The organism is Rhodococcus sp. 7Tela_A2 (genome assembly GCF_049311045.1).
Classification (GTDB): domain Bacteria; phylum Actinomycetota; class Actinomycetes; order Mycobacteriales; family Mycobacteriaceae; genus Rhodococcus.
Window position 1 is genome coordinate 1 of sequence record NZ_JAXION010000039.1, and the last position, 25952, is coordinate 25952.

A 25952-nucleotide genomic window follows, 5' to 3' on the forward strand; every position below is an offset into this window, starting at 1 on the left:
GTACTGCACTCGACAGGGTGTGGGAGAGTAGGACACCGCCGAACACCCGTTTGCTGGAGGCCCCCAACTGTGTTGGGGGCCTTCAGTGTTTGGTATGCAGTTTTTTCTGTATGCAGTGTTTTGCAAGCCGGCTCAGCCGGAAGGTGTTGTAGAGGGGGCCACGAAATGTGGCCCCCTCGACTGCTTTCAGGCGGGATTAGGCCTTGGGCTTCGGCCGCGCGACCGGGCGGGGCAACGCGCGCGTGAGGCGCGGCGCCCATCCGTGCGACGGCCATCGCTTGAGCCCCAAGCGATCCGGACTGAGGCGTGTATCGACGAACTTGGGCTCGAGGTCCGGATCGGATTCACCGAAGAAGCGGTAGAGAACGGTGCCGCCGTTCTCCTCACTGCGCCCCGCGGCTTCCCACCGCGTCGCCCGGTACACCGCGCGAACGATGTTGTCGGCCACCACGATGATCGGCAAGCCGTCGATGCCGCGCGCTGCCGTACCGGCCGGCCACGGCTTCGATGCCAGGGCGCGAACCTGCGCCGCGTCGGCGTTCTTTGCCTCGTTGATGCGGAGGACGACGCACGGTGTCGGTAATTCCGGTGCGGGGGTCGCCGAATACTGGCGCACAATTTCGGAGATCGGGATCGCGGTGCGGTCCGCTTCCGAAACATCCGTCGTACCCGCGAGATTGGTGAGAATGCACTCACCCCTGTGCGGCTCGATCAACCCGAGCGCAGCGATCACCGCCTGCGCGGTGACGTCGGCCGTGTGGTCGGCGTCGGACTTCGGGGCGAGACGGTCGGCCACCACGTAGTGGTCCACGGAATAACCCGAGTCGTAGACGGCCTTGATACGGCGGATTGCAGCCTCGGTTTCGGGGGTTGCCGGTGGCGCCTTCTCCCCGGCTTCGGTGAGTTTGTGGGTTTCTCCGAGGGCTGACCAGACCAGGGTGAAGATCCGATTTCCACGTCCGGTTCCGATGTAGACGATGCTGCGATCGCGAGGATCGAGCAGGGCGTAGACATACGCACCGAGCTGGTCGATCACAGGCTGCGGCATCGGCTGGGGAGTCGGGGTGCGGTCGTCTACCTGAGCGACGATCGCGCGCAGCACGGTGAGGCGGAGCGACACGGGCACCCTGCCGGCGGAACCGCCGAACAGTTCGCGGTTGGCCGCATCAACGGTGCCGAAGGTGCGCCCGGCGTGCTTGCTGAGTGCGCCGAGAGCCAGAGTGAACTCTTCGAGCCTCTGGCGGGGATCGTCTGCGGTGTCGGGCAGCTCATTGCTGGTCAGAAACATCTGGATCTCGGGAGATTCCAGCAAAGTTTGGGCAATGTTCAGAGGAACTGTCCACACGGTACGCATGGTGCGACTCTAGGCCAATACCGATGGCCGAGTGCCCCTCCGCGCACAGTCCACAACAGTCGATGCTGCCGGTCTACGCGCCACCGGCGGCGCCGAGGCGACGTTCGATTCCCCAGGACCCCTATCGGCGTCCGGATTGCCCGAACTTGTCGTGCGCGCGGAAAAGGGGCGCGCCGTCGACGCGAGGATTTGCGCCGGTCGAGGAGATTCGCACGGGCGCGGGCACCCTCTGCGGTGCCCAATAACGGCACCGCTGCCTCCCCGCCGACCGTCGTCGCTTAACGTATAGCTCGTGAGCATCCCAGCCTCTGATGCCGCGGGTTCTGCGGCGAGTACAGCGTCGGCATGGCCCGCGCTTCTCACCTGGCGAGCGCTGGACGCGCCCCGAATGGAATCTGTGCGCGTGCAGCTCAACGGCCGCCGGATCAAAGCGTCCGGTCGCATCGTGGGTGGCGCGTGCGACGACCACCCCGCATTCAGCGCGTCCTACGACCTGGTGACCGACGAAAACGGCGTCACGCGCCGGTTGTCCGTGCGGACCACCGTCGCGGCGGGTGAGCGACACATGTCGATCAGCCGTTCCGAAGAGGGCATCTGGATGGTCGACAACGGCACCCAGCACCAACGTTCCACGTTCGGTGGGGCGCTGGACGTCGATGTCATCCTGAGCCCGTTCTTCAATGCGTTGCCGATCCGGCGATACGGACTGCAGTCCGGCTCCGCGGACCTCGAGGTCCCGGTGGTGTACGTGAACCTCGTCGATCTGGGCGTGCAGGAAGCAGCCGTGATGTACAGCAGCGCGTCCGACGGCATCCATGTGCTGTCGCCGGTGTCGACATCGTCGGTGACCGTCGACGCGGACGGATTCGTCCTGGAGTACCGCGGGCTGGCCGAGCGGATCTAGCCGTCGGCTGTTTCCACCGCGAGAGCGACCGCAAGCGCGGTGGACTCGGCGGGGTGGCTCCCGTGTCCGCCGGTTCCCGCGGTGAGTCCGACGACCTGCAAGCCCATCGGTCTCGTGCCGCCGCCCGGTGCGGGTACCGACAACGCGGGTACGCCGAGGACACTGAAGGGAATGCAGTGCTCGAGCAGCGGCCTCCGCAGGGCCAGCGGATCGCTGTCCTGGGGTGCCGAACGGATGCCGGTCGTCGCGGTGATCAGCGCGTCGAGCCCTTCCGATGTCCGCAGGCGATCCACGACGTCGCGGCGCAGGCGTGAGACCGTCCGTACCGCGCGCACGTACTCGTAGGCGGGCCGGTCCCGCTGCGCTGCCAGTAGCGCCGCCGTGGCGGGCTGGTAGCGCTCAGGGGTCGACTCGAACCACTCGCGGTGGGTGTCGTAGGCCTCCGAGCCGGTGACGACGGGATACACCTCGAGAAGTTCCTCAGTTTCCGGCAGCGTCACCTCGACCACCTCCGCACCGAGGTCGGCCAGTGTGCGGCACGCGGCGTCGACTGCTGCCTCGAAGTCCGGGTCGGGGAAGTCCCAGATGCTGCCGCGGAGACGACCGATGCGGAGCCCGGACACCGGGGTCCGCAGGTGCGCGATGCCCGGGATCGCACCCCACGCGAGCGCGACGTCCAGCGTGTCCGCGGCGAGCAGACCCACGTGATCGAACGTCGTCGACAACGGGAATGCCCCGTCGACGGGTAGTGCTCCGTGACCCGGCTTGAAACCGGCGATTCCGCACAAGGCGGCCGGGGTGCGCACACTGCATCCGGTGTCGGTGCCGAGGGCAACGGGGACGATCCCGCGCGCCACCAGAACCGCCGACCCCGACGACGAGCCGCCACTGATGAGCCCGGGTTCGTGCGGATGCGCAGCGGGCCCGGAAGCATTGACGAGACCCGTCGGACCGTAGGCGAATTCGTGAAGGTGGGTCTTCGCGACGATGATCGCGCCCGCCTCCCGCAACTTACGAATGATGCGGGCATCGGTCGTCGCGGGCGGCGCATCGTCGAGCACGGCGCTGCCGCAGCGGGTGGGCATGCCGGCGACGTCGATGTTGTCCTTGACCGCAACTGCGACGCCGTGCAGCGGGCCTATCCAGTTTCCGGCCGCGATCTCCGAGTCGGCGCGTGCCGCAGCCTCGAGGGCAACCGCGTCGTCACGGGCCGCGACGATGTTGTGCCACGGCGTGCCGTCGAGCGCGTCGAGGTCGGCCAGTACCTGTCGTACGTGTTCGGTCGGCGTCAGCTTGCCGGTCGTGAGCGCGGAGGCGACGTCGCGCAGGGTCATCGGGTCCATACCTCTCCGCGACGCCCGGCCTCGCGGAGCACGGTCAGCCAGTCACCCTCCCCGGGGACGACGCCGGTGACAGAGACGCGCTTCTGTTGGTCGTACCGGGCGCGGGCGTCGAATCCGGCCCGGGTGAGGTCGGTGGTGCTGCCGTCGGCAAGCTGTTCCCGCGCGGCCGACAGCACCTCGAGGGTCTCGTCGAGTGCCACGAGCAACGCTGAGGCGTTGGCCTCGCACATCGCGTCGACGAGTGCCGGAGCGGTCGCTGCCACGCGGGTTCCGTCGCGGAACGAGCCCGCAGCCAATCCGAGGGCCAGATCGCCACCGGCGGCCCCCGCCAGCGCGAGGGCTTCGGCCAGCACATGCGGCAGGTGCGAGATCCGGGCGACCGCCGCATCGTGTTCGGCGGACTCGGCCGGCACGACGACCGAGCCACAGTCGAGTGCGAGGTCCGCGACGGCCTGCCACACCTCGGGGTCGGTGCCGTCGTCGACCGTCACGACCCACACGGCGTCACGGAACAGCTCGACGGTGCTCGCGGCCCAGCCCGACTCGGCGGTGCCGGCCATCGGGTGACCGCCGACGAAACGCCGGGACAGGCCGTGTGCGGCGACGGCGGCCGCCACTTCCGACTTGACGCTGACGACATCGGTGAGCGCGACATCCGGTGCGTGTTCGGCGATCGCCTCGAGGATGCTCCCGACCGCCGGCATCGGGACCGCGATCACCACGATCGCATTCGCATCGGCGGCGCGTTGGAGCGTCGCAGTCAAGTCCGTGCTCGCGTCGAAACCCAGATCGCGGGCCGAGTGCACGACTTCCGGCGAGCGGTTGTACCCCCATGCTTGGCGGCCGGTCGCTGCCGCTGCGCGGAGAAGCGATCCACCGATCAGGCCGAGGCCGAGGACACATACGGGCGGGGCGAACGTAGCGGTAGGCACCGCTCCAGGTTGGCATATTCGGGCGCGGGCTTCATTCGCGGGACGAGGCAGACTACCGTTGCGCGCATGGCTGCACAACGCGTAGGGAACAAGAGCCCTTCGGTGAGTTCGATCGAGGACCTCGACGGTTTTGCCGTCGCCGTGACGCGTGAAGACGGACTCTGGAAGTGCCGCGCACTCTCGGATGCGGCATTGACGAGCCTGGACACGGCCGTGACGGAGTTGCGGGAGCTCCGCAGCTCCGGCGCCGTGTTCGGTTTGCTGAACGTCGATGACGAGTTCTTCGTCATCATCCGGCCCGCACCGTCCGGAACGCGGATCCTGCTGTCCGACGCCACGATGGCGATCGACTACGACATTGCGGCCGATATTCTCGACGCACTCAATGTCGACATCCCGGACATCGATCCGGACGAGCTGGACGACGTGGAGCCGTGGGAAGAAGGTGACCTGGGGATTCTCAAGGACATGGGTCTACCGGAACCCGTGCTGTCCGTGATCCTCTCCGAGACGGATCTCTATCCCGACGAACAACTCGAGGAGGTCGCACAGCGCCTCGGGTTCGACGATGTGTGGGCCGCTGCGCTGGACAAACTGCGTTAGATGGGGCTGCGCGACGACGAGAAACTGATTCGGGTCGCGCTGGACGCTGCGACCGCTGCGCCTGCCGGGGACGTTCCGGTGGGCGCGGTCGTGTTCGCGGCCGACGGCACCGAGCTGGCCCGGGCCGCGAACTCGCGTGAGGCCACAGGGGACCCCACCGCGCACGCGGAGATCCTTGCGCTGCGGGCGGCGGCGCGCGTGCACGGAGACGGCTGGCGTCTCGAGGGCGCAACCCTCGCGGTCACCCTCGAGCCCTGCACGATGTGCGCCGGTGCGGCTGTCCTGGCGCGCGTCGAGCGGATCGTCTTCGGCGCATGGGAGCCCAAGACGGGCGCCGTCGGGTCGCTGTGGGACGTCGTGCGGGATCGTCGCCTCACCCATCGCCCGCAGGCGCGCGGCGGGGTGCTCGAGGACGAGTGTGCGGCGGTTCTGGAGGAGTTCTTCCACGGCCGGCGCGACCCTCGTCCGGGACTCTGACCTGCCGATTTCAGTCCAGGCGCACCATCCGGTAGAGTCTTTTAGCGGTGGCGTGTCCGAGCGGCCTAAGGAGCACGCCTCGAAAGCGTGTGACGGGTAACCCCCGTCCGAGGGTTCAAATCCCTCCGCCACCGCCATAAAGTCCCTCACCTGTTCACACAGGTGAGGGACTTTTTTGTCTGGGTGGATCCGGAGTGGGTTCAGTCTCCTTCGAACCGGGCCCGAACCTCCCGCATCTTTGCCTGGAGTTCGTCGGGATCGATCACCCCGCGGTCGAGCAGTGTATGTGCGGTCGCGATCGCGGACCTGGTATGGACCGGAAACTCGCGGTAGATATCTTCGCCGAGAGCGTCCTCCGTCTGGCGACGCTCGAGGTTGTCCCAGACGTTGCGCCAGGAGAGACACTCGACGGTCGCCTGCATGCTCGACTCCCAGGGCGCCGGCTTACGGTCCAGTTCCGGCAGCGACGTCTCCCGGACCGCATCATCCCCGAGCAACCCCAGAATGATCTCGTGGGCCTCGACCGAATCGCGCCGGTCGAACCTTTGCTTGTCAACTGTCACTGTGGACCTCCGACCTGCGAGGGTGCCTTCTCCGCGGTCCAATCTGCCTGTGGCAGAGCGACACCGATCATGGTGTCGCGGGTGACGATCGCCGCGAGCTGGTCCTCTGTCCAGCCCTCCGTGCCTTCCGGACGCATCGGCATCACCATGAACCGTGACTTCTGGTTGGAGTCATGGACGCGCACTTCGACATCCGAGGGGAAATGGAGACCGAACTCGGCGAGCACCTCGCGGGGACGGCGCACGAGCCGGCGGCGATAGTTGGGGGTCCGGTACCAGTCGGGTGACATGCCCAGGACGGGCCTCGGGTAACACGAACACAGGGTGCAGACGATCATGTTGTGCACCTGGGGTGTGTTCTCCAGGACGTAGAAGAACGTGTAATCGCTGGGGGTACCTGTCCCGGTCGGGTCCAGCCAGTCGACGCCCACCGCTTTGGAGGCTTCGGTGGCATCTTCGAGTAGTTGACGCTTGAAGTCGGGGTCGAGCCATGCCTTGGCGACGAGCTGGGACCCCTTGGAAGGACCGATCGACTCCGCCCACTCCGAGAATCGGCGGTGGTCTTCGGATGAGAACAGACCTTTTTCGATCGACAGTTCCCGGATGGCGGCCTCGAGTACTTCGAATTCGCCTACCTCAGGGCCTTCCTGGATCGGATCGTGGCTGTGATTTTCGCTCATTATGCTTCGTCCTTTGCGGGTGCAAGCCAGCGCTCGGAGCACTCTGTTTCGAGGGTGTCGACATCGAATCCGGTGTATGGGTCCCACAGGTCGGTCTGGAGGAACCGCACGACATAGAACGGTTCGGTGCGCCCGTTCTCGAGGCGGTCCCATGCCTCGTCCTCCGGGATAACCCATTCGGGACGGTACTCGACGACGACGCCTGTATGGCCGCGCACGAAAGCCTGTGTGCGAGTGTGGAACAGGGACGTCGCGTCCTTTACCGTAACGCGGTCGCCGATCTGGTATTTCGTCATGATCGCTCCTCGCTCAAACGTGTGCGGACAGCGTCGATCTTGGCTGACAATTCATCTGGTGTGATCAGGCCCTTGTCGATAAGAGTCTTGGTGGCGACGGTGATCCAGCGCGCGTAGTACGGAAGGCCGAAGTAAAGCGTCGCGCCCAGATCATTTTCGGCACGGCGCCGCATCTCGGAATTCCAGGCGCCCCGCCAGCCCAGGCATTCACAGGTGACGTACGTGTTCATCTCCCACGCCTCTTCGACCTTTTCCTTGTACTCGACAGGCAGGTCGGGCTGGCCACCAACGTCGTGGAGCACGTGCCGCAGTGCGGCATATCGGGCGTTGGACAACGTGTACGGGGAGTCCTGTACCTCGTGGATGGCTGGGGCGATGTCCGCGAGCAGACTCGTCAGGGTGTTGAACGACGTGCTGGGGCTGGGTGTGTTCTTCGACGCCCCGGATTGCTTAGCCGGTGAACTCATTGTGTTTCCGATCCGATCGGTCGGTGGTTCCCCTCGAGGAGTCCTTCGCGGGGCGGACTGGGAATGGGAATCACATGGCCGACATAGGCGCCGCCTCACGGACCGGCGGGCGGGCCGACCGGTCGGATAGGTATGCAAAGACGAGACCCAGGCTCGCCCAGAGGGTCGTCTGGGTAGCTAGTGTGGACAGCCGGAATTCCCACAGCAACGTGGCGGGGAACCCGTCGGTCACCTCGTTGACGGACGGCAACAGAACACAACCGACGACCGCGACGACGAGGAAAGCGAGAGCCGTAGCCGCGATGCGGGCGACAGGTTCGAGTCGTTTCGCCGATGCAGTGGCCACGTACGCGGCGACTACCACTGCCAGTAGTCCTATGGCCACGGCGGCGAGCCAGAGCCAGGTGCGCTGGCCGAAGGTCTCGGGGTCGCCTACGGCCGGAGGATTCGGCGGATATTTGACGTAGGGCACCATCACGACGGCGAGCCATGCGGCTCCGGCCAGGCCGAGACTCAGCGTTACGGCGGAGACCGGAACAGCTCGCCGAATCCCGTACGCCACCGTAGCGAAGATCGCGCCCAGCGCGACGCCTGCCAACGTAGTCGCGAGGAACAATCCCGCGCGCTGACCTGTCCGAGAGACGAGAGGCTCGTCGTCATGGTGATCTGCCGTAGCGACTCCGCCGGAGTCCGATTCGCCATGCGAATGCGGTTCTGCAACAGAGTTTTCCAGTGCTACGGCAGCCTCTACCTGAGGCTCTCCGACAACGAAGGCCACGCCGCCGGCCAACAGCCCGGCGAGAAGTCCCGCCAGGAGCCCGCGGACCAGTAACCGCGTGTACGTTCCGGTCAGTGACATGGCAGCCCGAGGAGGTGTCGGCCGTCGTGCATCAGTTCGTGCAGGTACATGCCGCTGCGCGAGAGCACACCGTTGTCGAAGCCGACCAGATAGAGCGTGAGGAATGCGAGCAGGACGACGCCCAATGCGATGAGAGCCGCGTTGACCGCTTCGGTTGTCTGTTCGGGCACTGCGGTGAATGTCATGGTTTACCCCTGGAGGTTGAGTCCCGTCGGCCTGTTCGATGTCGTGAACGACTATCGAACTATTGGGCGCGGTGCGTGCGGGCAAGACTGTTCAACCGTACATCCGCATCGGCCGGAAGGGCAGTCTTCTTGATCCGTGAGACGTGAAATTCACTGTCTCGAGAGGTATTCGGTTGGTATGACCGTTGTGGCGGTTTTGCGACGATCAACTTCGCTGTCGCGTGGGCGAGGGTTGCACTCGGTGCAATTTCTTGTGAATTCGATAATTTCCGCGTTGCGGATCATGATCGTCCGCGGAAGGAGGGGCAGATTCTTCGACACTTTTCTCATCGAATCTTTCCGACCCGCCGACGCCGGCATCCTCTCCGCGTCGAATCCGACCGCCCTGGACGAGGCGGGCCCGACGTTCATCGTCGGCTCCCCGGTCGCGAAGGCTCCCGGGACCGGCGTCCCAGTTCCGTTGGTGTGGAAGATCATTCACGGATCGTGAGGTCATCGATACCGCCATGCCCCGCCACGCTCACTGCGTGGTCAACGCATTCGGGAGGCGGACGGATCGGTCCGGAACCCGACTCGGGACGTCACCTCGTCGCGGGCAATCCGGCGGTACACCCGCGAACGTGCTGTTTGCGGCAAACGCGCAGATCGGTGTGGCGATCGCGTGGCTGGTCGAGTAACCGAGGCCGCTGCTCTTGATTCGTTCGACCTGAATTCACCGTTGTGAGCGATATTCGGTCTATGACCGTTGCGGCGGTTTTGTGACTTGTCGTCTTTGTCGTCTCGTGGGGAAGTGTCGCATTGTCGATGCAATTCTTGGTGAATTCGATTAATTCCACGTGCAGGTCATGATTGTCCGCAGAAAAGATCATCGGCCCGGTGCCGAGTGGCGGTCGGCGCCGCGTAACCACCGTCCGCAACCCTTGTCATAGCGGGCCAACCCGCGTTCGGCGAACGCGTCGAGCCATCCGCGCATCGGCCACCACCCCCATCGATCATGAAAGATGTTGGCGTTGGCGAGGATATCGTCCAGTCGTTCCACCGGAGGATCCGACACCGGGTGATGCTGATGAAACGCGTGGGCTCCGCCGAGCCAGCGAAGCCCCACTCCCCGATGCGCCGCGACCTGCCCGAAGTCGGTGTCCTCCCCGCCGTATCCCGAATAGTCGGTACAGAATCCGCCCACACGGTGCCATGTCGCCGCGGTGACAGCGAACGAGAGTGACCAGAAGAGCGTGTAGTCCTCACCGGTGACGACTTCACCGGCGCGCGGGTGGGGACGGGCGGGATGCGGATCGATCAGCGCGTCCAGTGCATCCAGGTCGTACCCGCCGACCGGAGGTGGTGGCAGGTAGGTCACCGGACCGCACAGCAACGCCACTTGGTGACGCTGATCGTTGCCGACCTCCTCGTAGCGGCTCACCAGATTCGTGGCCGGGATGCAGTCGACGTCCAGGAACACCAGTAACTCGGCGCCGAGTTCGAGTGCCCGCCGGGCCCCGAGGTTACGGGCTTCGGCCAGAGGCAGACGGCCTTCCGTCGGCTCCATCCACTGCGCGTCCGCACCGGCGACCCGGGCCAGCGAGAAGACCTCGTGATCGCCCATGGACACGACAACGTGCTGGTCGGGACGCCGGGAACCGCGTGCGAGCGCCGTCATCTGCATGCGCAGGTGAGCGGTTCGGTGCGCTGCGATGGTCACCACACCGACTTTCACGTCGGTGCCTCCTCCTCGGCGATCCGGTCGACGATCGCGGCGGCGCGCGCCGCGGCTCCGGAGGTCTGCCAGCGTGCCCACTGCGCGGGGTCGGCACCGCGGGCCCGCTCGATCAACTCCGGCCACCGGTCGGGGTCCGGCCACTCCGGCAACCCCACCGACAATCCGGCGCGGTGGAGGGCGGCCGTCGTGGCGTGCTGCTCGTCGTAGGGACGCCGCTCGGCGACGAGCACAGCGGGGCGCCGAGCCGCTGCGATGTCGGCGACGGTGTTCTGCCCGGCGTGGCCGATCACCACGTCGGCCCGGCACAGCGAGGGCCACGGATCATCGGCCCAGACGCCCCCGGGAACTCCCATGCCTTCCCACCGGTACCGGGTGTGGCGACTCGTCCAGGACCGAAAATCACCGGACGACAAGGCCGAACCACCGCTCCCGCCCATCACCAGCACGGTGGGACGGTCATCGGAATCGTCCGTATCGGGGGGAGCGCGGCGCCCGTCGAATCGGCTGATGCCACCCACATACGACGTCTTGTGCGCGTATGGGTGCAGCCACTCGGGGTCGTACACCTCCTGCGGCCACGCGGCGATCAGGTGGTCTGCCGAGCGGTAACCGAGAGTGTGCGGTGCGTCGGTGCGGGTTCCGGGCATGGCCATGACCACGACCGGGATGCCGAACAATCGCGCCAGCAACGTCACCTCCACCGACACATCCACCACCATTACCCGGGGCCGGGCGCGCGCGATCCACTCCGCCAGCGCCGCCATCCGTCTGCGCAGTCCGTCGTCGTGGCGGGGAACCCAGTGGAGCAGTCCGTGAGCGGTGGGGTCGACGGCTGCGTCGACAGCCTCGTCGTCGCGGGGCAACTCGACCACTTCGTCGAACACGGCGGCGTTCCGGCCCGGCAGGGTCGCCGACGACAGCGCGGTCACCGGATTGCGAAGGTGCGCACAGATACTCGTCGCGCGGGCGAGATGGCCGTGGCCGTGGTGATGGATGTAGTACCCGATCATCGTGGCCGACCGGCGGACACGGGTTCGGCGGCAGGGGCGACGAGGCGCTGGTACAACGCCACGTACGACTTGACCATTGCCCGTTCGGAACAGTACTCCAGGGCACGTCGGCGAGCGTGACTGCGGGACAGTGCTGTTGCGGCGGGCACGGCAGCAGCCATCGCGTCGGTGTCGCCCGCGGGGACCAGCACTCCCGACCCGGAGTCGACGATCTCGGGAATCCCGCCGCGAGCGAACGCCACCACGGGGGTGCCGCAGGCAAGGGCTTCGGCGACGACCAGGCCGTACGGTTCGTCCCAGCACGGCGTGATCAGGACGGCAGCGCTGTGGCCCACCCGGGCAGCCAGTTCCGTGCGCGGCAGATGTCCGAGGTATTCGACTTCGCCGCCGAGTCGGGGGGCGATGCGGTCGTCGAAATACTTCCGGTCGGAGATCGGTCCGGCAAGGGTGAGCCTGCGGCCGCTTCGGCGCGCGACCTCGATCGCGAGATGTGCGCCTTTTTCCGGCACGAGGCGTCCGAACCACATCAGGTCGGTGCCGCCGGGGCCGACCGGCCAGCCCGAGAGGTCCACCCCGTTGGGGATGACGGTCGCGGGAGCCTCGAGCGCGTGCCGCCACGCGTGCGCCGTATGCCGGCTGACCGCGACGAAGGTCGCCGGGACCTGTGCCGTCGCGGCCAGGGCCGACTCGAGCCAGGGGGTCGGCGGAGTGTGCAGCGTGCAGACCATCGGGATGCGCAGTGCCGGTGCCATCGCCACCGGCAGGTAATGCAGGCTGTGGTTGTGGACGACGTCGAAGGAGTCGGCCAGCGGACCCGCCAGGTTCAGCATCAACGACAGGTACGCGTGGTGGTCCTCGAGGAAGCCCTTCGGTGCCATGGACGGGTCGTGGCGCGCGGTCGCGCTGGGGGAGAAGGACCGGACCTCCAGATGTGAGGCACCGAGGGACTCGTCGGAACCGGACGCCGCGAACAGTGTGACGTGGTGACCGGCTTCTCCGAGGGCACGCGCCAGATGCCAGACGTGGGACTCGAGGCCACCGGCGAACGGCTGGCGGATGGGATACCGGTTCGACGCGACGAGCGCGATGCGCAGCGGTCGGGCGGTCATGCCGAGGCCCGCTCGTAGATATCGCGGTGGGCCGCGGCGAGACGTCGGCGTTGCTCGAGTCGTCGCGGCCACTGTGCCCGCGGAATGTGGTGCCGCCGTTCGTACAGCGACCGGATGGAGCGGTCGAGGGAGGCCGGGTCGAACCGGTCCTCGTCCAGGGTGAACACGTCGCAGGACTGTTGCTGACGATAGAAACCGCAGCTCGGAGCAACCACCGCGGTTCCGAGATCGTGGCAGGCCTCCAGCCAGCCCGAATGGGTCCCGAATCGGTACGGGAGCACCGACACCGTCAACTCCGAGAGGTATTGCCACAGTTCGTCGTCGTCGAAATACGGGTGCACCCGGACGTCCACCGCGGGATTCTCCCCGAGCGCCAGCAGCGCGGCTCCCATGTCCGGGGCGTACCAATGGTTGGACGGAACGAAGATCTCGTCGTGCAGATCGATCTGCAGCCGGGCCCCGGGCAGGTCGGCGACCGTTCGAGCCAGCGCGGTCACGACCGGCAGCACATCCATATTGGCTCGCAGGCTCTTCGCATGGACACCGACGACGAACGGGTCCGGCGGGCGGTGCGGCGCGTCGAACCAGTCCCGCTCGAGCACGTGCGGGTGCGGCAGGACCGTCGAGGTCCGTCCCCAGCCGGCCCGGATTCTCGCGGCAGCGCCGGGGGTGAGGGTGATCAGTTCCCGGGCCGCCGGTATCAGCACGTCGAGGTTCTTCAGATGCGCGCCCGGGGTGGGGTGGTGAGGGTTTCTCAGGTCGTGCACGGTGTAGACGAGGGGGATCCGGTGGGTGTCGAGGGCGCCGACGACCTCCTCGAGCACTTCGGGTTCCACCGCGTCGAACCCGAAGTGGATGTGGAAGATGTCGAATTCATCGTGGTGATCGTCGATCCATCCGGGCTCGAGCATCATCGGTGGCCACCATCCACCGGGGACCTTTCGTCCGTCGGCGGGTACCGGGTCGGGCAGCCGGATCACTCCGTCGTCGCCGTCGGGTGACGACAGATGCCGCACGTAGACGTGTGATGCGGGGACCGACGCGACACGCAGTGTTCTCATACGCACCTTCCTCGGGCACGGAGTCGTCGGCCGAACCCGGCCGACCCTCGGTAATCGCCGGGGTATACCCGGTTTCGAGCGGATAACACCGATGTCCGAGCCGAGCGCGTCATCGTTCCGGAATCGTCCATGGCGGCCGCTCGTACCGAGTAGGTTCCTGCTCGGAAGGGGCGACGATGACTCGAGCCGGCAGCAAGCGTGACCGCGGTCTGTTCCGCGTGAAGTCGGTGGAGCAATCCATCCGCGACACCGACGACCCGGATTCGAAGTTGCGTAAAGACCTCACCGCGTGGGACCTGATCGTGTTCGGTGTCGCGGTCGTCATCGGCGCCGGCATCTTCACCCTCACCGCTCGCACGGCCGGGAATGTCGCGGGACCGTCGGTGTCGCTGGCGTTCGTTCTCGCGGCCATCGCCTGTGCTCTCGCCGCGTTGTGTTACGCGGAGTTCGCGTCCACCGTGCCTGTCGCGGGTAGCGCGTACACCTATTCGTTCGCGACATTCGGCGAGTTCGTCGCCTGGATCATCGGCTGGGATCTCATCCTGGAGTTCGCGCTTGCCGCGGCGGTGGTCGGCAAGGGCTGGTCGCTGTATCTCGGCGAGGTGATGGGAGGGCTGTCGTCGAGCGTGATGGTCGGACCGGGCAAGGTGGACTGGGGAGCGGTTCTGATCGTCGTGGTGATCGGCGTCGTCATCGCGTCCGGAACCAAGCTGTCCTCCCGGGTGTCGCTGGTGATCACCTCGATCAAGGTCGGGGTGGTCATCTTCGTCGTCGCGCTCGGGGCGTTCTACATCAAGGCGGAGAACTACACGCCCTACATCCCGCCGGCCGAGGCCGCGGAGACCGACAACGGACTGCACCAGTCGCTGTTCTCTTTCGTCACCGGAGCGGGAGGCAGCACGTTCGGCTGGTACGGCCGGCGCGCCGCGGCGAGTCTCGTCTTCTTCGCATTCATCGGCTTCGATGTCGTCGCGACGACTGCCGAGGAGACGCGGAATCCGCAGAAAGCCGTGCCGATCGGGATCCTCGGTTCTCTCGCGATCGTCACCGTCCTCTATGTCGCGGTCAGTCTCGTCCTGACGGGCATGGTGAACTACCAGGAACTCGAGGGCGACGAGTCGACCCTGGCCACCGCGTTCGCGATCAACGGCATGGATTGGGCGAAGAACCTGATTTCCATCGGTGCCCTCGCAGGCCTCACCACCGTGGTGATGGTGCTGATGCTGGGTCAGACGCGTGTGCTGTTCGCGATGGCACGCGACGGCCTCATGCCTCGCCGGCTCGCCCACACGGGCACGCGGGGAACACCGGTGCGGACGACGGTTGTCGTCACCGTGGTGGTGGCTGTGCTCGCGGGCCTGGTTCCGCTGGGCACCCTCGAAGAGATGGTGAACATCGGCACGCTCTTCGCGTTCGTCCTGGTATCGATCGGAGTGCTCGTGCTGCGCCGTACCCGGGGCGATCTCGAACGCGGGTTCCGGGTGCCGTTGGTGCCGTACGTGCCGATACTCGCGGTGCTGGCCTGCCTGTGGCTCATGGTGAACCTCTCGGTGGAGACGTGGATCCGCTTCGTCGTGTGGATGGCGATCGGGGTCGTCATCTATTTCGTGTACAGCCGACGTCATTCGGTGCTGGCAGGCACTGCTGACCCCGATCCGCCGGTGTAGATCCGCGGAGTACAGCGTTCGACCTCTTCTCGCGTTCGACCCCGCACGGCGTTGAAGCCTCAACTACTGTCGGGGGCATGCGCAAGCTCGGATGGTCCCTCGCTGCCATTGTCGTGATCGCGATCGTCGGGTTCTTCGTCGCGCCGTGGGTCTACGGCAACTTCATCGCCGAGGACGACGCGCCGGCAGCGTCGGTTTCCGAATCCGGTGCCGAAGCCGCCTCCGGTGAGCTGAACGGTTCCTGGACGGTGACTGCGGGGACCGACCCGAACCGCACCGCCGCGGGCTACACCGTCGAGGAGATCCTGCGCGGAGCCGATGTCACCGTGGTGGGCAGTACCGACCAGGTGACCGGCACCGCCACCATCGAGAACGACACGCTCACTGCCGCCGAGGTGACGGTCCGGGTGGACTCGGTCACCACCGACAGTTCCCAGCGCGACGGGCAGTTTCGCGATCGGGTGATGAACACCGGGACCTATCCGACGGCGACGTTCGTCCTGACCGAACCGGTGGACCTGACGGCGCTCCCGACGGATGGAACGGTGACGACCTTGCCTGCGACCGGGACGCTGACGTTGCGGGGGCAGGAGCGACCGGCCACGCTGGAGGTGCAGGTGCTCCGCACCGGTGACGTGATCGTGGCGTCCGGAAGCATCCCGACGGTCTGGGCGGATTACGGTGTGGAACCGCCGAATCTCGGGTTCGTGACCGTCGACAGCACCGGAAGCATCGACTTCCTGATCACGCTCGAGCGGAGCTGACGGTCTCCGAATCCTCCCGGCCGTGTGCGGGAGTCCACCCGGGCGGCCCGAACACGTAACCCATCTTGTCCCGCAGGGCCGTTGCCGAACGCCAGTCGCGGGCGATCGCTTTGTATTCGTGGGTCTGCAATTCCCAGATCTTGTAGGTGCCCACGGGTTTCGTCAGGCCGTACGTCGGCCGGTGTGTCTCCGGCTGGAACGTGCCGAACATCCGGTCCCAGATGATGAACATGCCGGCGTAGTTGCGGTCGAGGTACTCGGGGTCGCAGCCGTGGTGGACCCGGTGATGCGAGGGGGTGTTGAAGACGAACTCGACGGGCCGGGGCAGGGTGCCGACTCGCTCGGTGTGCACGAAGAACTGGTAGACCAGGTTCACGGAGAAGCCGACGAACACCATCCACGGCGGGATTCCCAGCAGCGGAAGCGGCAGCCACATGATGATTTCGCCGCTGTTGTTCCACTTCTGGCGCAGAGCGGTCGCGAAGTTGAAGTACTCGCTCGAATGATGAGCTTGATGGGTCGCCCACACGACGCGGACCCGGTGCGCTGTGCGGTGGTACCAGTAGAACAGCAGGTCCACCCCGACCAGCAGGATCACCCAGGTGTACCAGGCGTCGGCGGGCAGGTGCCACGGCGCGAGGTAGACCCAGATCGCGGAGTATCCGACGAGCGCGAGCACCTTCCAGAGTGCGCTGGTGACGATCGACACCAGTCCCATCGAGAGGCTTGCGCGTGCGTCGCGTACTTCGTAGCCGCCTTTCGGCGGGTGCGTCCGGCCGTCGGGCCCGGGTTCGACGTGTTCGAGCGTGCGAGCCGCAACCCATTCCAGGACCAGGAACAACACGAAAGCCGGGATCGCGAGCGCGACCGGATCGTGCAGGGGCTCGAGCAACGACCCCCAGGAGTCGAAGAGGGTCTCCCGCATGGCATCACTTTCGGTAGGTGTGAACAACGGTTCAATCTACTCGTGATGTGGTGTGTGTCACCAGTAGCCTGGGAATCGCGAACGGCCGTTTCCGCAGTTTGCTGGTAGGAATTGGGGGTTCCGTCGGCAGCGTAGTGAGAGGCGTGGAATGCACATCACCGCGAGGGTCGACTATGCCGTCCGTACCCTCCTCGAACTCGCGGCCAAGGGCGACGGCCGCCCGGTGAAGGCCGAAACCCTCGCGACCGCGCAGTCGATCCCGCACAAGTTCCTGGAGGCGGTGCTCGCCGATCTGCGGAGGGGCGGTCTGGTGTGCAGCAGGCGCGGCCCCGAAGGGGGTTATTGGCTCGCTCGTCCTCCGGGGGCGATCTCGATAGCCGATGTCATCCGGACGGTCGAGGGTCCCCTCGCGTCGGTCCGGGGTGAGCGGCCCGAGGATGTCGTCTACACCGGCGCGGCCGAGAAGTTGCGCGACGTCTGGATCGCGGTGCGGGTGAATCTGCGCGCGGTCCTCGAAGAGGTGTCGCTCGAGGATGTCGTCGCCGATGACCTGCCCGCGTTCGTCGAGGAACTCACTCGCGATCAGGGCGCCTGGGAGCGCCGCCGAGTGTGACCTGCGTTACTGCGAGCGCCCCGATGTGGGTAATCGCATAATCTTGCACTCTTCTGCAAACTTACCGAGCTCTGCAATTTCTGTACGGTCGATGGAGTGAGTCTTCCCTCCTCAGGTCTGCGCGACCGCAAGAAAGCGGCGACGCGGGCGGCGCTCGCCGAAGCGGCCGCCGAACTCGCCCGCGAGCACGGTGTGCACGCGGTCACCGCTGATGCGATCGCCGCACGCGCAGGCGTCTCGACACGCACGTTCCACAACTACTTCGCCAGCAAGGAAGAAGCGGTCTTCGTTCATCTCGAGCGTGTGATCGAGGAATGGATCGAGATGTTGCGGCAGCGCCCGGCCGACGAACACATCCTCGATTCCCTCCGGGAATGCGCCGTCGGTCTCGTCACCGACCCGAAGTGGTCGTTCGACGAGATCGGTGCGTGTGTTTCGGTCGTGGAGGAATCTTCGGCACTGCTCGTCCGGGGCATCGAGGTCGAGCGACGGTCGACGCGGATGCTCATCGACGTCATCGCAGAACGCACGGGCACCGATCCGGGCGTGGAACTGTTCCCCAACCTGATCCACCACGTGGCTCTCGGCGCGATCAAGGCAGCGATCGAGATGCATCTCGCGGGAGTCGGCCGGTCGCCCGAAGACCTCATCCGCGACGCCTTCGGCCGGTTGCGTCTCGGTTTCCCGTAACGCGCGAGTACGCCCTACAGCGGTCGACTCGACCCCTCCCTCCGCAAGAAATGTCCGAACGAAAGGGTGCCTCGTGGCGACCTACCTATATCGGATCGGCAAGTTCGCCTACCGGCGAAAAGGCACGGTTCTCTCCTTCTGGCTGGCGATCCTCGTCCTGTTCGGTGTCGGTGCCGCGACGCTGTCGGGTCCGACCACCGATTCCTTCTCTCTGCCCGGTACCCCCGCGCAGAAGACACAGGACCTGATGGCCGAACGCTTCCCGTCGGCCGAAGATCCGATGAATCAGCTCAGTGCCCGGTATGTGTTCGCCGCCCCCGACGGGCAAACGCTCGACGAGCCCGCCAACATGCAGGCCATCGACGACGTGCTCGCCGCAGTGCGCGACATCGACCGTGTGGCGCCGCCGGCCAAGGTGGATCCGGCGACCGCGACGCCCGAGGAGCAGGCCGGTGTACTGGCCAACCCGGTACTCGCCGACGCCGGCCTCGTCGAACAGATGAAGGCTGCCGGTGCGGAACAGGGACTGCCCGAGGACGCCGCTCTCGCGAACGCCGCCGCACTGTCGCCGTTGAGCTCCGACCGCACGGTCGGCTTCGTCACCGTCCCCTTCACGGGCGAGATGAGCGACGTCGACGACACCATGCGTGACCAGATCGCGGCCGCAGCGGACATCGGCCGCGACGCCGGCTTGACCGTGGAGGTCAGCGGGACCGCTGCCAGCGCGGTCGAACTCCCGGGAGGTACCGCGGAACTCGTCGGCATCGGCATTGCCGCGATCGTGCTCGCCTTGACGTTCGGTTCCCTGGTCGCGGCCGGTCTGCCGCTCATCACCGCCCTGGTCGGCATCGGCATCGGCAGCATGGGCATCACCATCGCGACCGGCTTCACCGACCTCAGCTCGATGACGCCGACCCTCGCGATCATGATCGGTCTCGCGGTCGCGATCGACTACTCGTTGTTCATCGTCTCGCGCTTCCGGCACGAACTCACCGTCACCAGCGACCGTGCCGAAGCGGCAGGTCGCGCTGTGGGCACCGCCGGTTCGGCGGTCGTGTTCGCGGGTCTGACGGTCATCATCGCGCTCGCAGCCCTGCAAGTCGTGGGTATCCCGTTCCTCTCCGCGATGGGATACGCGGCTGCCTTCACCGTCTTCATGGCCGTGCTCATCGCCATCACCCTGCTCCCCGCCGTCCTCTCGCTCTTCGGTGAGAAGGCCTTCGCGGGACGCATCCCCGGCCTGAAGGCCGGTGCCGATCACGACGACAAGCCGGGTGTCGCTCCGAAGTTCGCCGCCGCACTCGTGCGCCGCCCGCTCGTTCCGCTCGTCGCGGGTGTGGTGCTGCTCGGCGTGCTCGCCCTTCCCGCGACCGGCCTGCGACTCGCCCTGCCGAGCGAAGCGACCGGGGACCCCGCAACGAGCGCACGTCAGGCCTACGACCTGATCGACGAAGGCTTCGGCCCCGGACGCAACGGCCCGCTCGTCGTCGTCGCGGACGCCCGTGAGGCCGACGTGGACGCACCCGCGGCGTTCGGTGCGGTCGTCGCGTCGCTGTCCGAACACGACGAGGTCGTCAACGCGCAGATCGTGTCGGTCAACGAGGCCGGTGACACCGCGCAGATCCTCGTCACGCCGCGCAGCGGTCCGAGCGACGAGGCGACCATGGATCTCGTCTCGTCCATCCGTGACGACGAATCCCGGCTGCAGGAGGAGTTCGGAGTCTCGTACGGCATCACCGGGCAGACGGCGCTGGAAGGCGACGTGTCCGAGAGCCTCCAGAACGCTCTGGTTCCGTACCTCGCCGTGGTGGTCGGACTCGCATTCATCCTGCTCATGCTGGTGTTCCGCTCCATCCTCGTGCCGCTCACCGCGACGCTCGGCTTCCTGCTGAGTGTGCTCGCGACGTTCGGTGCCACCGTGGCGGTGTTCCAGGAAGGCTGGGGTGGGCTCATCTCCAACCCGCAACCCATCGTGAGCTTCATGCCGATCTTCCTGATCGGTGTCGTCTTCGGCTTGGCGATGGACTACCAGGTGTTCCTGGTGACCCGCATGCGCGAGGAGTTCGTGCACGGTGCGTCGGCGAAGGATGCTGTGGTGTCCGGCTTCGGCCACGGCGCCCGCGTCGTCAGTGCGGCGGCGGTCATCATGATCTCGGTGTTCGCGGCCTTCATCGCCGAACCGAACTCGCTGATCAAATCGATGGGCTTCGCGCTCGCCGTCGCCGTGTTCTTCGACGCCTTCATCGTGCGGATGGTCATCATCCCGGCGGTGATGGCTCTGCTCGGCGACAAGGCGTGGTGGCTGCCGAAGTGGCTCGACAAGATCCTCCCGAACGTCGACGTGGAGGGCGAGAAGCTCACTCGCGAACTCGCCGCCGGCGAGGCGGAGAGGGAGACAGAAACGGCCCGGGTGTGACGGTCCGGTCGGCGGTCACCGGTGTTCGTGCCGGTGGCCGCTCGGCCGGTTCCGGGGTGACCGGTCCCGGGCCGGGCTCCGCAGTCCGGGATCGTCGCGCCACGCAGGTAGCGTGTTGCCCATGCTGATACGGCTGTTGCGGCGGTTTCTCGCGCCATACAAGGGCGCGCTTGCCGCAGTGGTGCTGCTCCAGCTCGTCGCGACGGGCGGGATGCTGCTCCTGCCGAGTCTCAACGCCGACATCATCGACGAGGGCGTGGCGGCCGGGGACGTCGACTTCATCATGCGTACCGGCCTGGTGATGCTGGCCATCAGCGCCGTCGAGATCAGTGCCGCGATCGGCGCGGTGTACTTCGCCGCGCGGGCTGCCATGTCGTTCGGCCGGGACGTCCGGCTGGCGATCGTGCGGCGCGTCGGCGAGTTCTCGGCGCGGGAGTTCGGCACCTTCGGCGCGGCGTCGCTGATCACCCGCAATACCAACGACGTGCAGCAAGTCCAGATGCTCGTCCTCATGACCTGCACCATCGTCGTGACATCTCCGATCATGGCTGTCGGCGGCATCATCATGGCGTTGCGCGAAGATCCCGGAACGTCGCTGGTGCTCGTCGTCGCGGTACCGGCGCTCGTCTTCACGATGGTGGCGCTGATCCTGCTCATGCTGCCCGGTTTCCGGGTGATGCAGAAACGCATCGACGGGGTCAACAGGGTCCTTCGCGAACAGATCACCGGTATCCGGGTGGTGCGGGCCTTCGTTCGCGACGACACCGAACGCGCCCGCTTCGAGCGGGCCAACGACGACCTCACCGCGACCGCGCTGCGCGTCGGACGAGTCAACTCCCTGCTGTATCCGGCGGTCCTGCTGATCGCGAACGTCAGCACCGTCGCCGTGCTGTGGGTCGGTGGCCGGCGCATCGACGCCGGTGAGATGCAGATCGGTTCGATCACCGCGATGATCACCTATGTCGCACAGATCCTCATGGCGGTGCTCATGGCCTCGTTCATCGCCATCATGGCGCCGCGCGCCACAGTGTGCGCGGAACGTCTGCTCGAGGTGCTCGACACCGAGCCCACGGTCGCATCGCCGCCCGAACCGGTCCGGCAACTCCCTGCCCGCGTCTCCGTGGAGTTCCGCGCGGCAGGATTCTCCTATCCCGGCGCCGACGCACCGGTGCTCCGTGACATCTCCTTCCGCGCCGAGCCCGGCACCACCACCGCCGTCATCGGCGGTACCGGGTCCGGTAAGAGCACGCTGATGCGCCTGCTGCCGCGGTTGATCGATGCAACGGAAGGTCAGGTGCTCGTCGCCGGCACCGACATCCGCGCGCTCGATACCGAGGTGTTGCGCTCCCGGATCGCCGTGGTGCCGCAGAAGGCGTATCTGTTCTCGGGCACCATTGCCGACAACCTGCGCTACGGACGATCCGACGCCACCGACGAGGAGTTGTGGCGCGCCCTGGAGATAGCGCAAGCCGCGGACTTCGTCCGGGCTACGTCGGACGGGCTGAACACCGAGATCTCGCAGGGCGGCACGACCGTGTCGGGCGGGCAGCGACAGCGCCTCGCGATCGCCCGCGCGCTGGTTCGCCGTCCGTCCATCTACCTGTTCGACGACGCGTTCTCGGCGCTCGACCCGGCCACGGACAGCCGGTTGCGAGCGGCCCTCGAGCCGGAAACCCGCGATGCGTGCGTGCTGATCGTCGCCCAGCGCGTGTCGACGGTGCAGGACGCCGACCGCATCGTGGTACTCGACAACGGCACGATGGTCGACGTGGGTACGCACCTCGGTCTGCTCGGCCGCTGCCCCACGTACGCCGAGATCGTCGAGTCCCAGAGGATGGCGTCGGTATGACCACCCCGGAGGAGAGCGCGCCGTCGCGCATTCGCACCGTCGCCCGTGTCCTCGGGATGCTGCACCCGCACCGATACGCCGTCTACTCCGTGTTCCTCGCCGCCGTGCTCGGTGTCGTGAGTGTGTCGATCGCCCCGTTCGTTCTCGGTCGCGGCACCGACGTGATCTTCAACGGTGTGATCGGAAAGCAACTCCCCGCCGGCGTGTCCAAGGAAGAGGCGGTCGCGGGGCTGCGGGCGGAGGGACGAGACCAGTTCGCCGACATGGTTTCCGGCATGAATGTCGTGCCGGGTGTCGGGATCGATTTCGGGAATCTCGGCCGGATCCTCGTGATCGTGCTCGCGCTGTACCTGTTGTCGTCGGGCCTGATCTGGATGGCTGCGTACGGTCTCAACGAGATCGTGCAGCGCGTCGTGCGCGACATTCGGTCGCGGGTGGAACGCAAGATCCACCGGCTGCCCCTGAGATACTTCGACACCCATTCGCGCGGCGACATGCTCAGTCGCGTCACCAACGACATCGACAACGTGTCGGCGGGCATGCAGGAATCCATTTCGCAGCTGGTGCTGGCGGTGCTCACGCTCATCGGGCTCGTCGTGATGATGCTGTTCATCTCGCCGGTGCTCGCGGTCGTGGCGATCCTCACTGTCCCGGCGTCGGTGCTCGCGACGGTGATCGTCGCGCGCCGCTCCCGCAAGCATTTCGCGTCGCAGTGGGAGGCGACGGGCACACTCAACGGGCAGATCGAGGAAGCGTTCACGGGCCATGAGCTCATCACGGCGTACGGCCGCACCGCGGAGGTCCAGAAGCGTTTCACCGAGACCAACGAATCGCTCTATCAGGCGTCGTACCGGGCGCAATTCGTCTCGGGCCTGGTCATGCCGCTCGTGACGTTCCTCGGGAACGTGGGCTATGTCGTGATCGCCGTCCTCGGCGGGTTGCGTGTCGCCTCGGGTACCGCCACCCTCGGCGAGATCCAGGCGTTGATCCAGTACTCACGACAACTGGTGCAGCCTCTCGCCCAGATCGGCGCGATGGTCAATCTTCTGCAGTCGGCGTCGGCGTCGGCGGAGCGGGTATTCGCGGTGCTCGACGAACCGGAGGAGGAGCCGGAACCCCCGGCACCCACGATGCCGTGGAGCCGTCACGGTCTCGTCGAGTTCGAACACGTCTCCTTCTCGTACGTGCCGGATCGACCGCTCATCGAGGATCTGTCGCTGCGCGTCGAGCCCGGTCAGATGATCGCGATCGTCGGCCCCACGGGTGCCGGCAAGACCACGCTCATCAATCTCATTCTCCGTTTCTACGAAGTGAACTCGGGCCGCATCCTCGTCGACGGGGTGGACATCACCCGGATGTCGCGGGAGGAATTGCGTTCGCGTATCGGAATCGTCCTCCAGGACACCTGGCTCTTCGGCGGCACGATCCGCGAGAACATCGCGTACGGCAATCCGCACGCCACCGAGAACCAGATCATGTCGGCCGCGCGGATGAGTTACGTGGATCGCTTCGTGCGCGCGCTGCCCGACGGCTACGACACGGTGCTCGACGAGGAGAACGGCAGCCTCAGCGCCGGTGAGCGCCAGCTCGTCACGATCGCTCGCGCGTTCGTCGCGAAGCCGTCGATCCTCATTCTCGACGAGGCGACCAGTTCCGTGGACACCCGCACCGAACTGCTCGTCCAGCAGGCGACCGCCCGGTTGCGCGACGAACGGACGAGTTTCGTCATCGCACACCGGCTTTCGACGATCCGGGATGCCGACCGGATCGTGGTGATGGAGGACGGACGTATCGTCGAGCAGGGCACGCACCACGGCTTGCTCGAGGCGGGCGGTGCGTACGCGCGCCTCTACGACGCCCAGTTCAAGGTGCTGGTCGACTGAGATCTCGCCCGAATCCCGCTACCGCAGGACTTCCCGGGCGGTGCGTCGTACAGCCTCGGTGAGCGAGTCGAGAACCGGCGATTCCAGTTTCCATCGCTGCCAGTACAGCGGCACATCGAACGGCCGGCCGGGGTCGAGGCGGACCATGCCCGTCGTGTCGGTGAGCATGGGTTCGGGCAGCATCCCCCAGCCCAGGCCGAGGCGGACCGCGTCGACGAACTCGAGGGCGCCGGGGACATAGTTGCGGGGCGGTTCGAGTCGCGCGCGTGTCACCCTGCGCAATGCGCGGTCCTGCATGTCGTCCTTGCGGTCGAAGCTGAGCATCGGTGCGACACGCAGGGCGGCAGGGGTGGTCCCGTCGGGAAACCAGTGTTCGGCGAAGTCGATGCTCGCCATGGCGTAATACCGCATGGCACCGAGCTTTTCGGAAGTGCAGCCCTGGACCGGTTCGGGTACCGAGGTCACCGCAGCCATCGCGGTGCCGTCCCGCAGCAGTTCGGTGGAATGGAACTCGTCCTCGCGGTGCAACTCGAACAGCGCGCGGTGCCGTTCCGGCATGCGGGCGAGTGCGCGCAACATCCACGTCGACATGGAGTCGGCGTTGACGACGAGGGACATCGTGACGTGATTGTCGTCACCGGGTGCGAGCCCGAGTGCATCCTCGGTGTCTTCCTCGAGGCGTGAGACCTGCCGGGCCAGTCGCATGATCGCCTCGCCGGCGGTGGTGGCCGTCACGGGGCGGGTGCGCCGCAACAACACCTGGCCCACATGGTGTTCGAGCGCTTTGATCCGCTGGCTCACTGCCGACGGCGTGATGCGCAGGACTGCGGCCGCACCGTCGAACGTGCCTTCGTCGAGTACGGCGGCAAATGTGCGCAGTTGTGCGAAGTCGACGTCCATATGAAGCAACTCTAATGGTACTGAAGAAAAATCACCTGTTCTTCATAGTCTCGGATTCCTACGGTGGACGGCATGCATCTCGTCGTCGCCGGATTCGGCATGGGCATGTCCCTCATCGTTGCGATCGGCGCGCAGAACGCCTTCGTGTTGCGAATGGCCATCGCGCGCCGGCACGTGCTGCCCGTCATCGCCGTCTGTGCGATCTCCGACGCGATACTCATCACCGCCGGCATCGCCGGTATCTCCACCCTGCTGGACCATGCGCCCGGAGCAGTGGACGTGATCCGCTGGGCCGGAGCGGCGTTCCTGATCGTCTACGGACTGCTTGCCGCGCGGCGTGCCCTGCGTCCGGCGGCGCTCGCGGCCGCGCCCGGTGGCGCCGTCACCATCGGGGCGGCCCTGGCCACGTGTCTCGCCCTGACCTGGCTCAATCCCCACACCTATCTCGACACGGTCCTCATGCTCGGATCGGTGGCGAACCACTACGGCAACCCGGGCAGGTGGTGGTTCGGTGTCGGCGCGATCGTCGCGAGCGCGGTCTGGTTCGGCGCGCTCGGTTACGGCGCCCGGCACCTCCAGCGATGGTTCGCGAAACCGAACTCGTGGCGTTTTCTCGACGGTGGCGTCGCGGTGCTCATGCTCGGACTCGGCGCAGGGCTCGTGACGGCAGGAACGTAGCGACCGG

The 25952-nt window shown here is 66.4% G+C and carries 27 protein-coding genes and 1 tRNA gene; 13 read left to right on the forward strand and 15 right to left on the reverse strand.

Annotated features, from left to right (window positions below):
* Window positions 1-196: 196 nt before the first annotated feature.
* A complete protein-coding gene (locus TVH25_RS09660; protein WP_422423963.1) occupies window positions 197-1354 on the reverse strand; it encodes a GIY-YIG nuclease family protein in 1158 nt (385 codons plus the stop codon).
* 292 nt (window positions 1355-1646) lie between these two features.
* Here TVH25_RS09660 and TVH25_RS09665 point away from each other — a divergent pair, with 292 nt between their 5' ends.
* Entirely contained in the window at window positions 1647-2258 is a 612-nt protein-coding gene (locus TVH25_RS09665; protein WP_422423964.1) for a putative glycolipid-binding domain-containing protein, read from the forward strand.
* On the opposite strand, the gene TVH25_RS09670 is transcribed toward TVH25_RS09665, so the two are convergent.
* Both TVH25_RS09670 and TVH25_RS09675 read right to left on the reverse strand, forming a co-directional pair.
* Entirely contained in the window at window positions 2255-3601 is a 1347-nt protein-coding gene (locus TVH25_RS09670) for an amidase (protein WP_422423966.1), read from the reverse strand. The two genes, TVH25_RS09665 and TVH25_RS09670, sit on opposite strands and share 4 nt — an antisense overlap.
* Window positions 3589-4551, reverse strand: a complete 963-nt coding sequence (locus TVH25_RS09675; RefSeq protein ID WP_422423981.1) for a prephenate dehydrogenase — start codon at window positions 4549-4551, stop codon at window positions 3589-3591. Before TVH25_RS09675 ends, TVH25_RS09670 begins: the two co-directional genes overlap by 13 nt.
* 48 nt (window positions 4552-4599) lie before the next feature.
* Here TVH25_RS09675 and TVH25_RS09680 point away from each other — a divergent pair, with 48 nt between their 5' ends.
* The 3 genes from TVH25_RS09680 (at window position 4600) to TVH25_RS09690 (ending at window position 5750) form a co-directional block, all read left to right on the forward strand.
* Window positions 4600-5136: a tRNA adenosine deaminase-associated protein gene (locus TVH25_RS09680; protein WP_296550212.1), complete on the forward strand. Its 537-nt coding sequence runs from the start codon at window positions 4600-4602 to the stop codon at window positions 5134-5136.
* On the forward strand, window positions 5137-5613 hold the full coding sequence (locus tag TVH25_RS09685; protein ID WP_296550211.1) for a nucleoside deaminase: 477 nt from the start codon (window positions 5137-5139) through the stop codon (window positions 5611-5613).
* A 46-nt stretch (window positions 5614-5659) separates the two neighbouring features.
* A tRNA-Ser gene (locus TVH25_RS09690) sits at window positions 5660-5750 on the forward strand.
* A 63-nt stretch (window positions 5751-5813) separates the two neighbouring features.
* Here TVH25_RS09690 and TVH25_RS09695 read toward each other — a convergent pair.
* The 6 genes from TVH25_RS09695 to TVH25_RS09720 all read right to left on the reverse strand — a co-directional run bounded on the left by TVH25_RS09695 (window position 5814) and on the right by TVH25_RS09720 (window position 8663).
* Window positions 5814-6122, reverse strand: a complete 309-nt coding sequence (locus tag TVH25_RS09695; RefSeq protein ID WP_378609998.1) for a ScnB — start codon at window positions 6120-6122, stop codon at window positions 5814-5816.
* A gap of 50 nt (window positions 6123-6172) precedes the next feature.
* Entirely contained in the window at window positions 6173-6856 is a 684-nt protein-coding gene (gene scnC, locus TVH25_RS09700) for a thiocyanate hydrolase subunit gamma (protein WP_296550208.1), read from the reverse strand.
* Window positions 6856-7152: an SH3-like domain-containing protein gene (locus tag TVH25_RS09705; RefSeq protein ID WP_072705115.1), complete on the reverse strand. Its 297-nt coding sequence runs from the start codon at window positions 7150-7152 to the stop codon at window positions 6856-6858. Before TVH25_RS09705 ends, scnC begins: the two co-directional genes overlap by 1 nt.
* Window positions 7149-7619: an SH3-like domain-containing protein gene (locus tag TVH25_RS09710; protein ID WP_296550204.1), complete on the reverse strand. Its 471-nt coding sequence runs from the start codon at window positions 7617-7619 to the stop codon at window positions 7149-7151. The genes TVH25_RS09705 and TVH25_RS09710 overlap by 4 nt, the downstream gene beginning before the upstream one ends.
* A 70-nt stretch (window positions 7620-7689) precedes the next feature.
* Window positions 7690-8478, reverse strand: a complete 789-nt coding sequence (locus tag TVH25_RS09715; protein ID WP_296550203.1) for a CbtA family protein — start codon at window positions 8476-8478, stop codon at window positions 7690-7692.
* The gene (locus tag TVH25_RS09720) at window positions 8469-8663 is read right to left on the reverse strand and encodes a CbtB domain-containing protein (RefSeq protein WP_296550201.1); all 195 of its coding nucleotides are present in this window, start codon (window positions 8661-8663) and stop codon (window positions 8469-8471) included. Before TVH25_RS09720 ends, TVH25_RS09715 begins: the two co-directional genes overlap by 10 nt.
* A 241-nt stretch (window positions 8664-8904) precedes the next feature.
* Between TVH25_RS09720 and TVH25_RS09725 the strand changes: the two genes are divergently transcribed.
* Window positions 8905-9153, forward strand: a complete 249-nt coding sequence (locus tag TVH25_RS09725) for a hypothetical protein (protein ID WP_422423967.1) — start codon at window positions 8905-8907, stop codon at window positions 9151-9153.
* Between the two features lie 375 nt (window positions 9154-9528).
* Here TVH25_RS09725 and TVH25_RS09730 read toward each other — a convergent pair whose 3' ends face one another.
* Genes TVH25_RS09730 through TVH25_RS09745 form a run of 4 tightly spaced genes read right to left on the reverse strand, consistent with a single transcriptional unit; the run spans window position 9529 to window position 13560 of the window.
* Window positions 9529-10377, reverse strand: a complete 849-nt coding sequence (locus TVH25_RS09730; protein ID WP_422423968.1) for a glycosyltransferase family 2 protein — start codon at window positions 10375-10377, stop codon at window positions 9529-9531.
* The gene (locus TVH25_RS09735) at window positions 10374-11390 is read right to left on the reverse strand and encodes a glycosyltransferase (RefSeq protein WP_422423969.1); all 1017 of its coding nucleotides are present in this window, start codon (window positions 11388-11390) and stop codon (window positions 10374-10376) included. Before TVH25_RS09735 ends, TVH25_RS09730 begins: the two co-directional genes overlap by 4 nt.
* On the reverse strand, window positions 11387-12499 hold the full coding sequence (locus tag TVH25_RS09740; RefSeq protein ID WP_296550196.1) for a glycosyltransferase: 1113 nt from the start codon (window positions 12497-12499) through the stop codon (window positions 11387-11389). Before TVH25_RS09740 ends, TVH25_RS09735 begins: the two co-directional genes overlap by 4 nt.
* Window positions 12496-13560, reverse strand: a complete 1065-nt coding sequence (locus TVH25_RS09745; protein ID WP_296550193.1) for a glycosyltransferase family 1 protein — start codon at window positions 13558-13560, stop codon at window positions 12496-12498. Before TVH25_RS09745 ends, TVH25_RS09740 begins: the two co-directional genes overlap by 4 nt.
* Window positions 13561-13736: 176 nt before the next feature.
* Here TVH25_RS09745 and TVH25_RS09750 point away from each other — a divergent pair, with 176 nt between their 5' ends.
* Together TVH25_RS09750 and TVH25_RS09755 are read left to right on the forward strand one after the other, a co-directional pair.
* On the forward strand, window positions 13737-15227 hold the full coding sequence (locus tag TVH25_RS09750) for an amino acid permease (protein WP_422423970.1): 1491 nt from the start codon (window positions 13737-13739) through the stop codon (window positions 15225-15227).
* A gap of 77 nt (window positions 15228-15304) precedes the next feature.
* Entirely contained in the window at window positions 15305-15991 is a 687-nt protein-coding gene (locus TVH25_RS09755; protein WP_169622540.1) for a YceI family protein, read from the forward strand.
* On the opposite strand, the gene TVH25_RS09760 is transcribed toward TVH25_RS09755, so the two are convergent.
* Window positions 15972-16916, reverse strand: coding sequence for a sterol desaturase family protein (locus tag TVH25_RS09760; RefSeq protein WP_169622541.1), 945 nt, complete (start codon window positions 16914-16916; stop codon window positions 15972-15974). The two genes, TVH25_RS09755 and TVH25_RS09760, sit on opposite strands and share 20 nt — an antisense overlap.
* 148 nt (window positions 16917-17064) lie before the next feature.
* On the opposite strand from TVH25_RS09760, the gene TVH25_RS09765 reads away from it, so the two are divergent.
* The 5 genes from TVH25_RS09765 to TVH25_RS09785 all read left to right on the forward strand — a co-directional run bounded on the left by TVH25_RS09765 (window position 17065) and on the right by TVH25_RS09785 (window position 24367).
* Window positions 17065-17529, forward strand: a complete 465-nt coding sequence (locus tag TVH25_RS09765; RefSeq protein ID WP_169652980.1) for an RrF2 family transcriptional regulator — start codon at window positions 17065-17067, stop codon at window positions 17527-17529.
* Window positions 17530-17625: 96 nt separating this feature from the next.
* Complete coding sequence (locus TVH25_RS09770; RefSeq protein WP_169622543.1) at window positions 17626-18219, forward strand: TetR/AcrR family transcriptional regulator; 594 nt, start codon at window positions 17626-17628, stop codon at window positions 18217-18219.
* A gap of 73 nt (window positions 18220-18292) precedes the next feature.
* Window positions 18293-20635, forward strand: a complete 2343-nt coding sequence (locus TVH25_RS09775; protein ID WP_422423971.1) for an MMPL family transporter — start codon at window positions 18293-18295, stop codon at window positions 20633-20635.
* A gap of 121 nt (window positions 20636-20756) precedes the next feature.
* A complete protein-coding gene (locus TVH25_RS09780) occupies window positions 20757-22484 on the forward strand; it encodes an ABC transporter ATP-binding protein (RefSeq protein ID WP_422423972.1) in 1728 nt (575 codons plus the stop codon).
* Window positions 22481-24367 (forward strand): ABC transporter ATP-binding protein, encoded by a 1887-nt coding sequence (locus TVH25_RS09785; RefSeq protein WP_422423973.1) that lies wholly within the window; start codon window positions 22481-22483, stop codon window positions 24365-24367. The genes TVH25_RS09780 and TVH25_RS09785 overlap by 4 nt, the downstream gene beginning before the upstream one ends.
* An 18-nt stretch (window positions 24368-24385) precedes the next feature.
* Here TVH25_RS09785 and TVH25_RS09790 read toward each other — a convergent pair whose 3' ends face one another.
* Window positions 24386-25267, reverse strand: a complete 882-nt coding sequence (locus tag TVH25_RS09790; RefSeq protein WP_169622547.1) for a LysR family transcriptional regulator ArgP — start codon at window positions 25265-25267, stop codon at window positions 24386-24388.
* Window positions 25268-25339: 72 nt separating this feature from the next.
* Between TVH25_RS09790 and TVH25_RS09795 the strand changes: the two genes are divergently transcribed.
* Window positions 25340-25945, forward strand: a complete 606-nt coding sequence (locus tag TVH25_RS09795) for a LysE/ArgO family amino acid transporter (RefSeq protein WP_169622548.1) — start codon at window positions 25340-25342, stop codon at window positions 25943-25945.
* Window positions 25946-25952 lie beyond the last annotated feature (7 nt).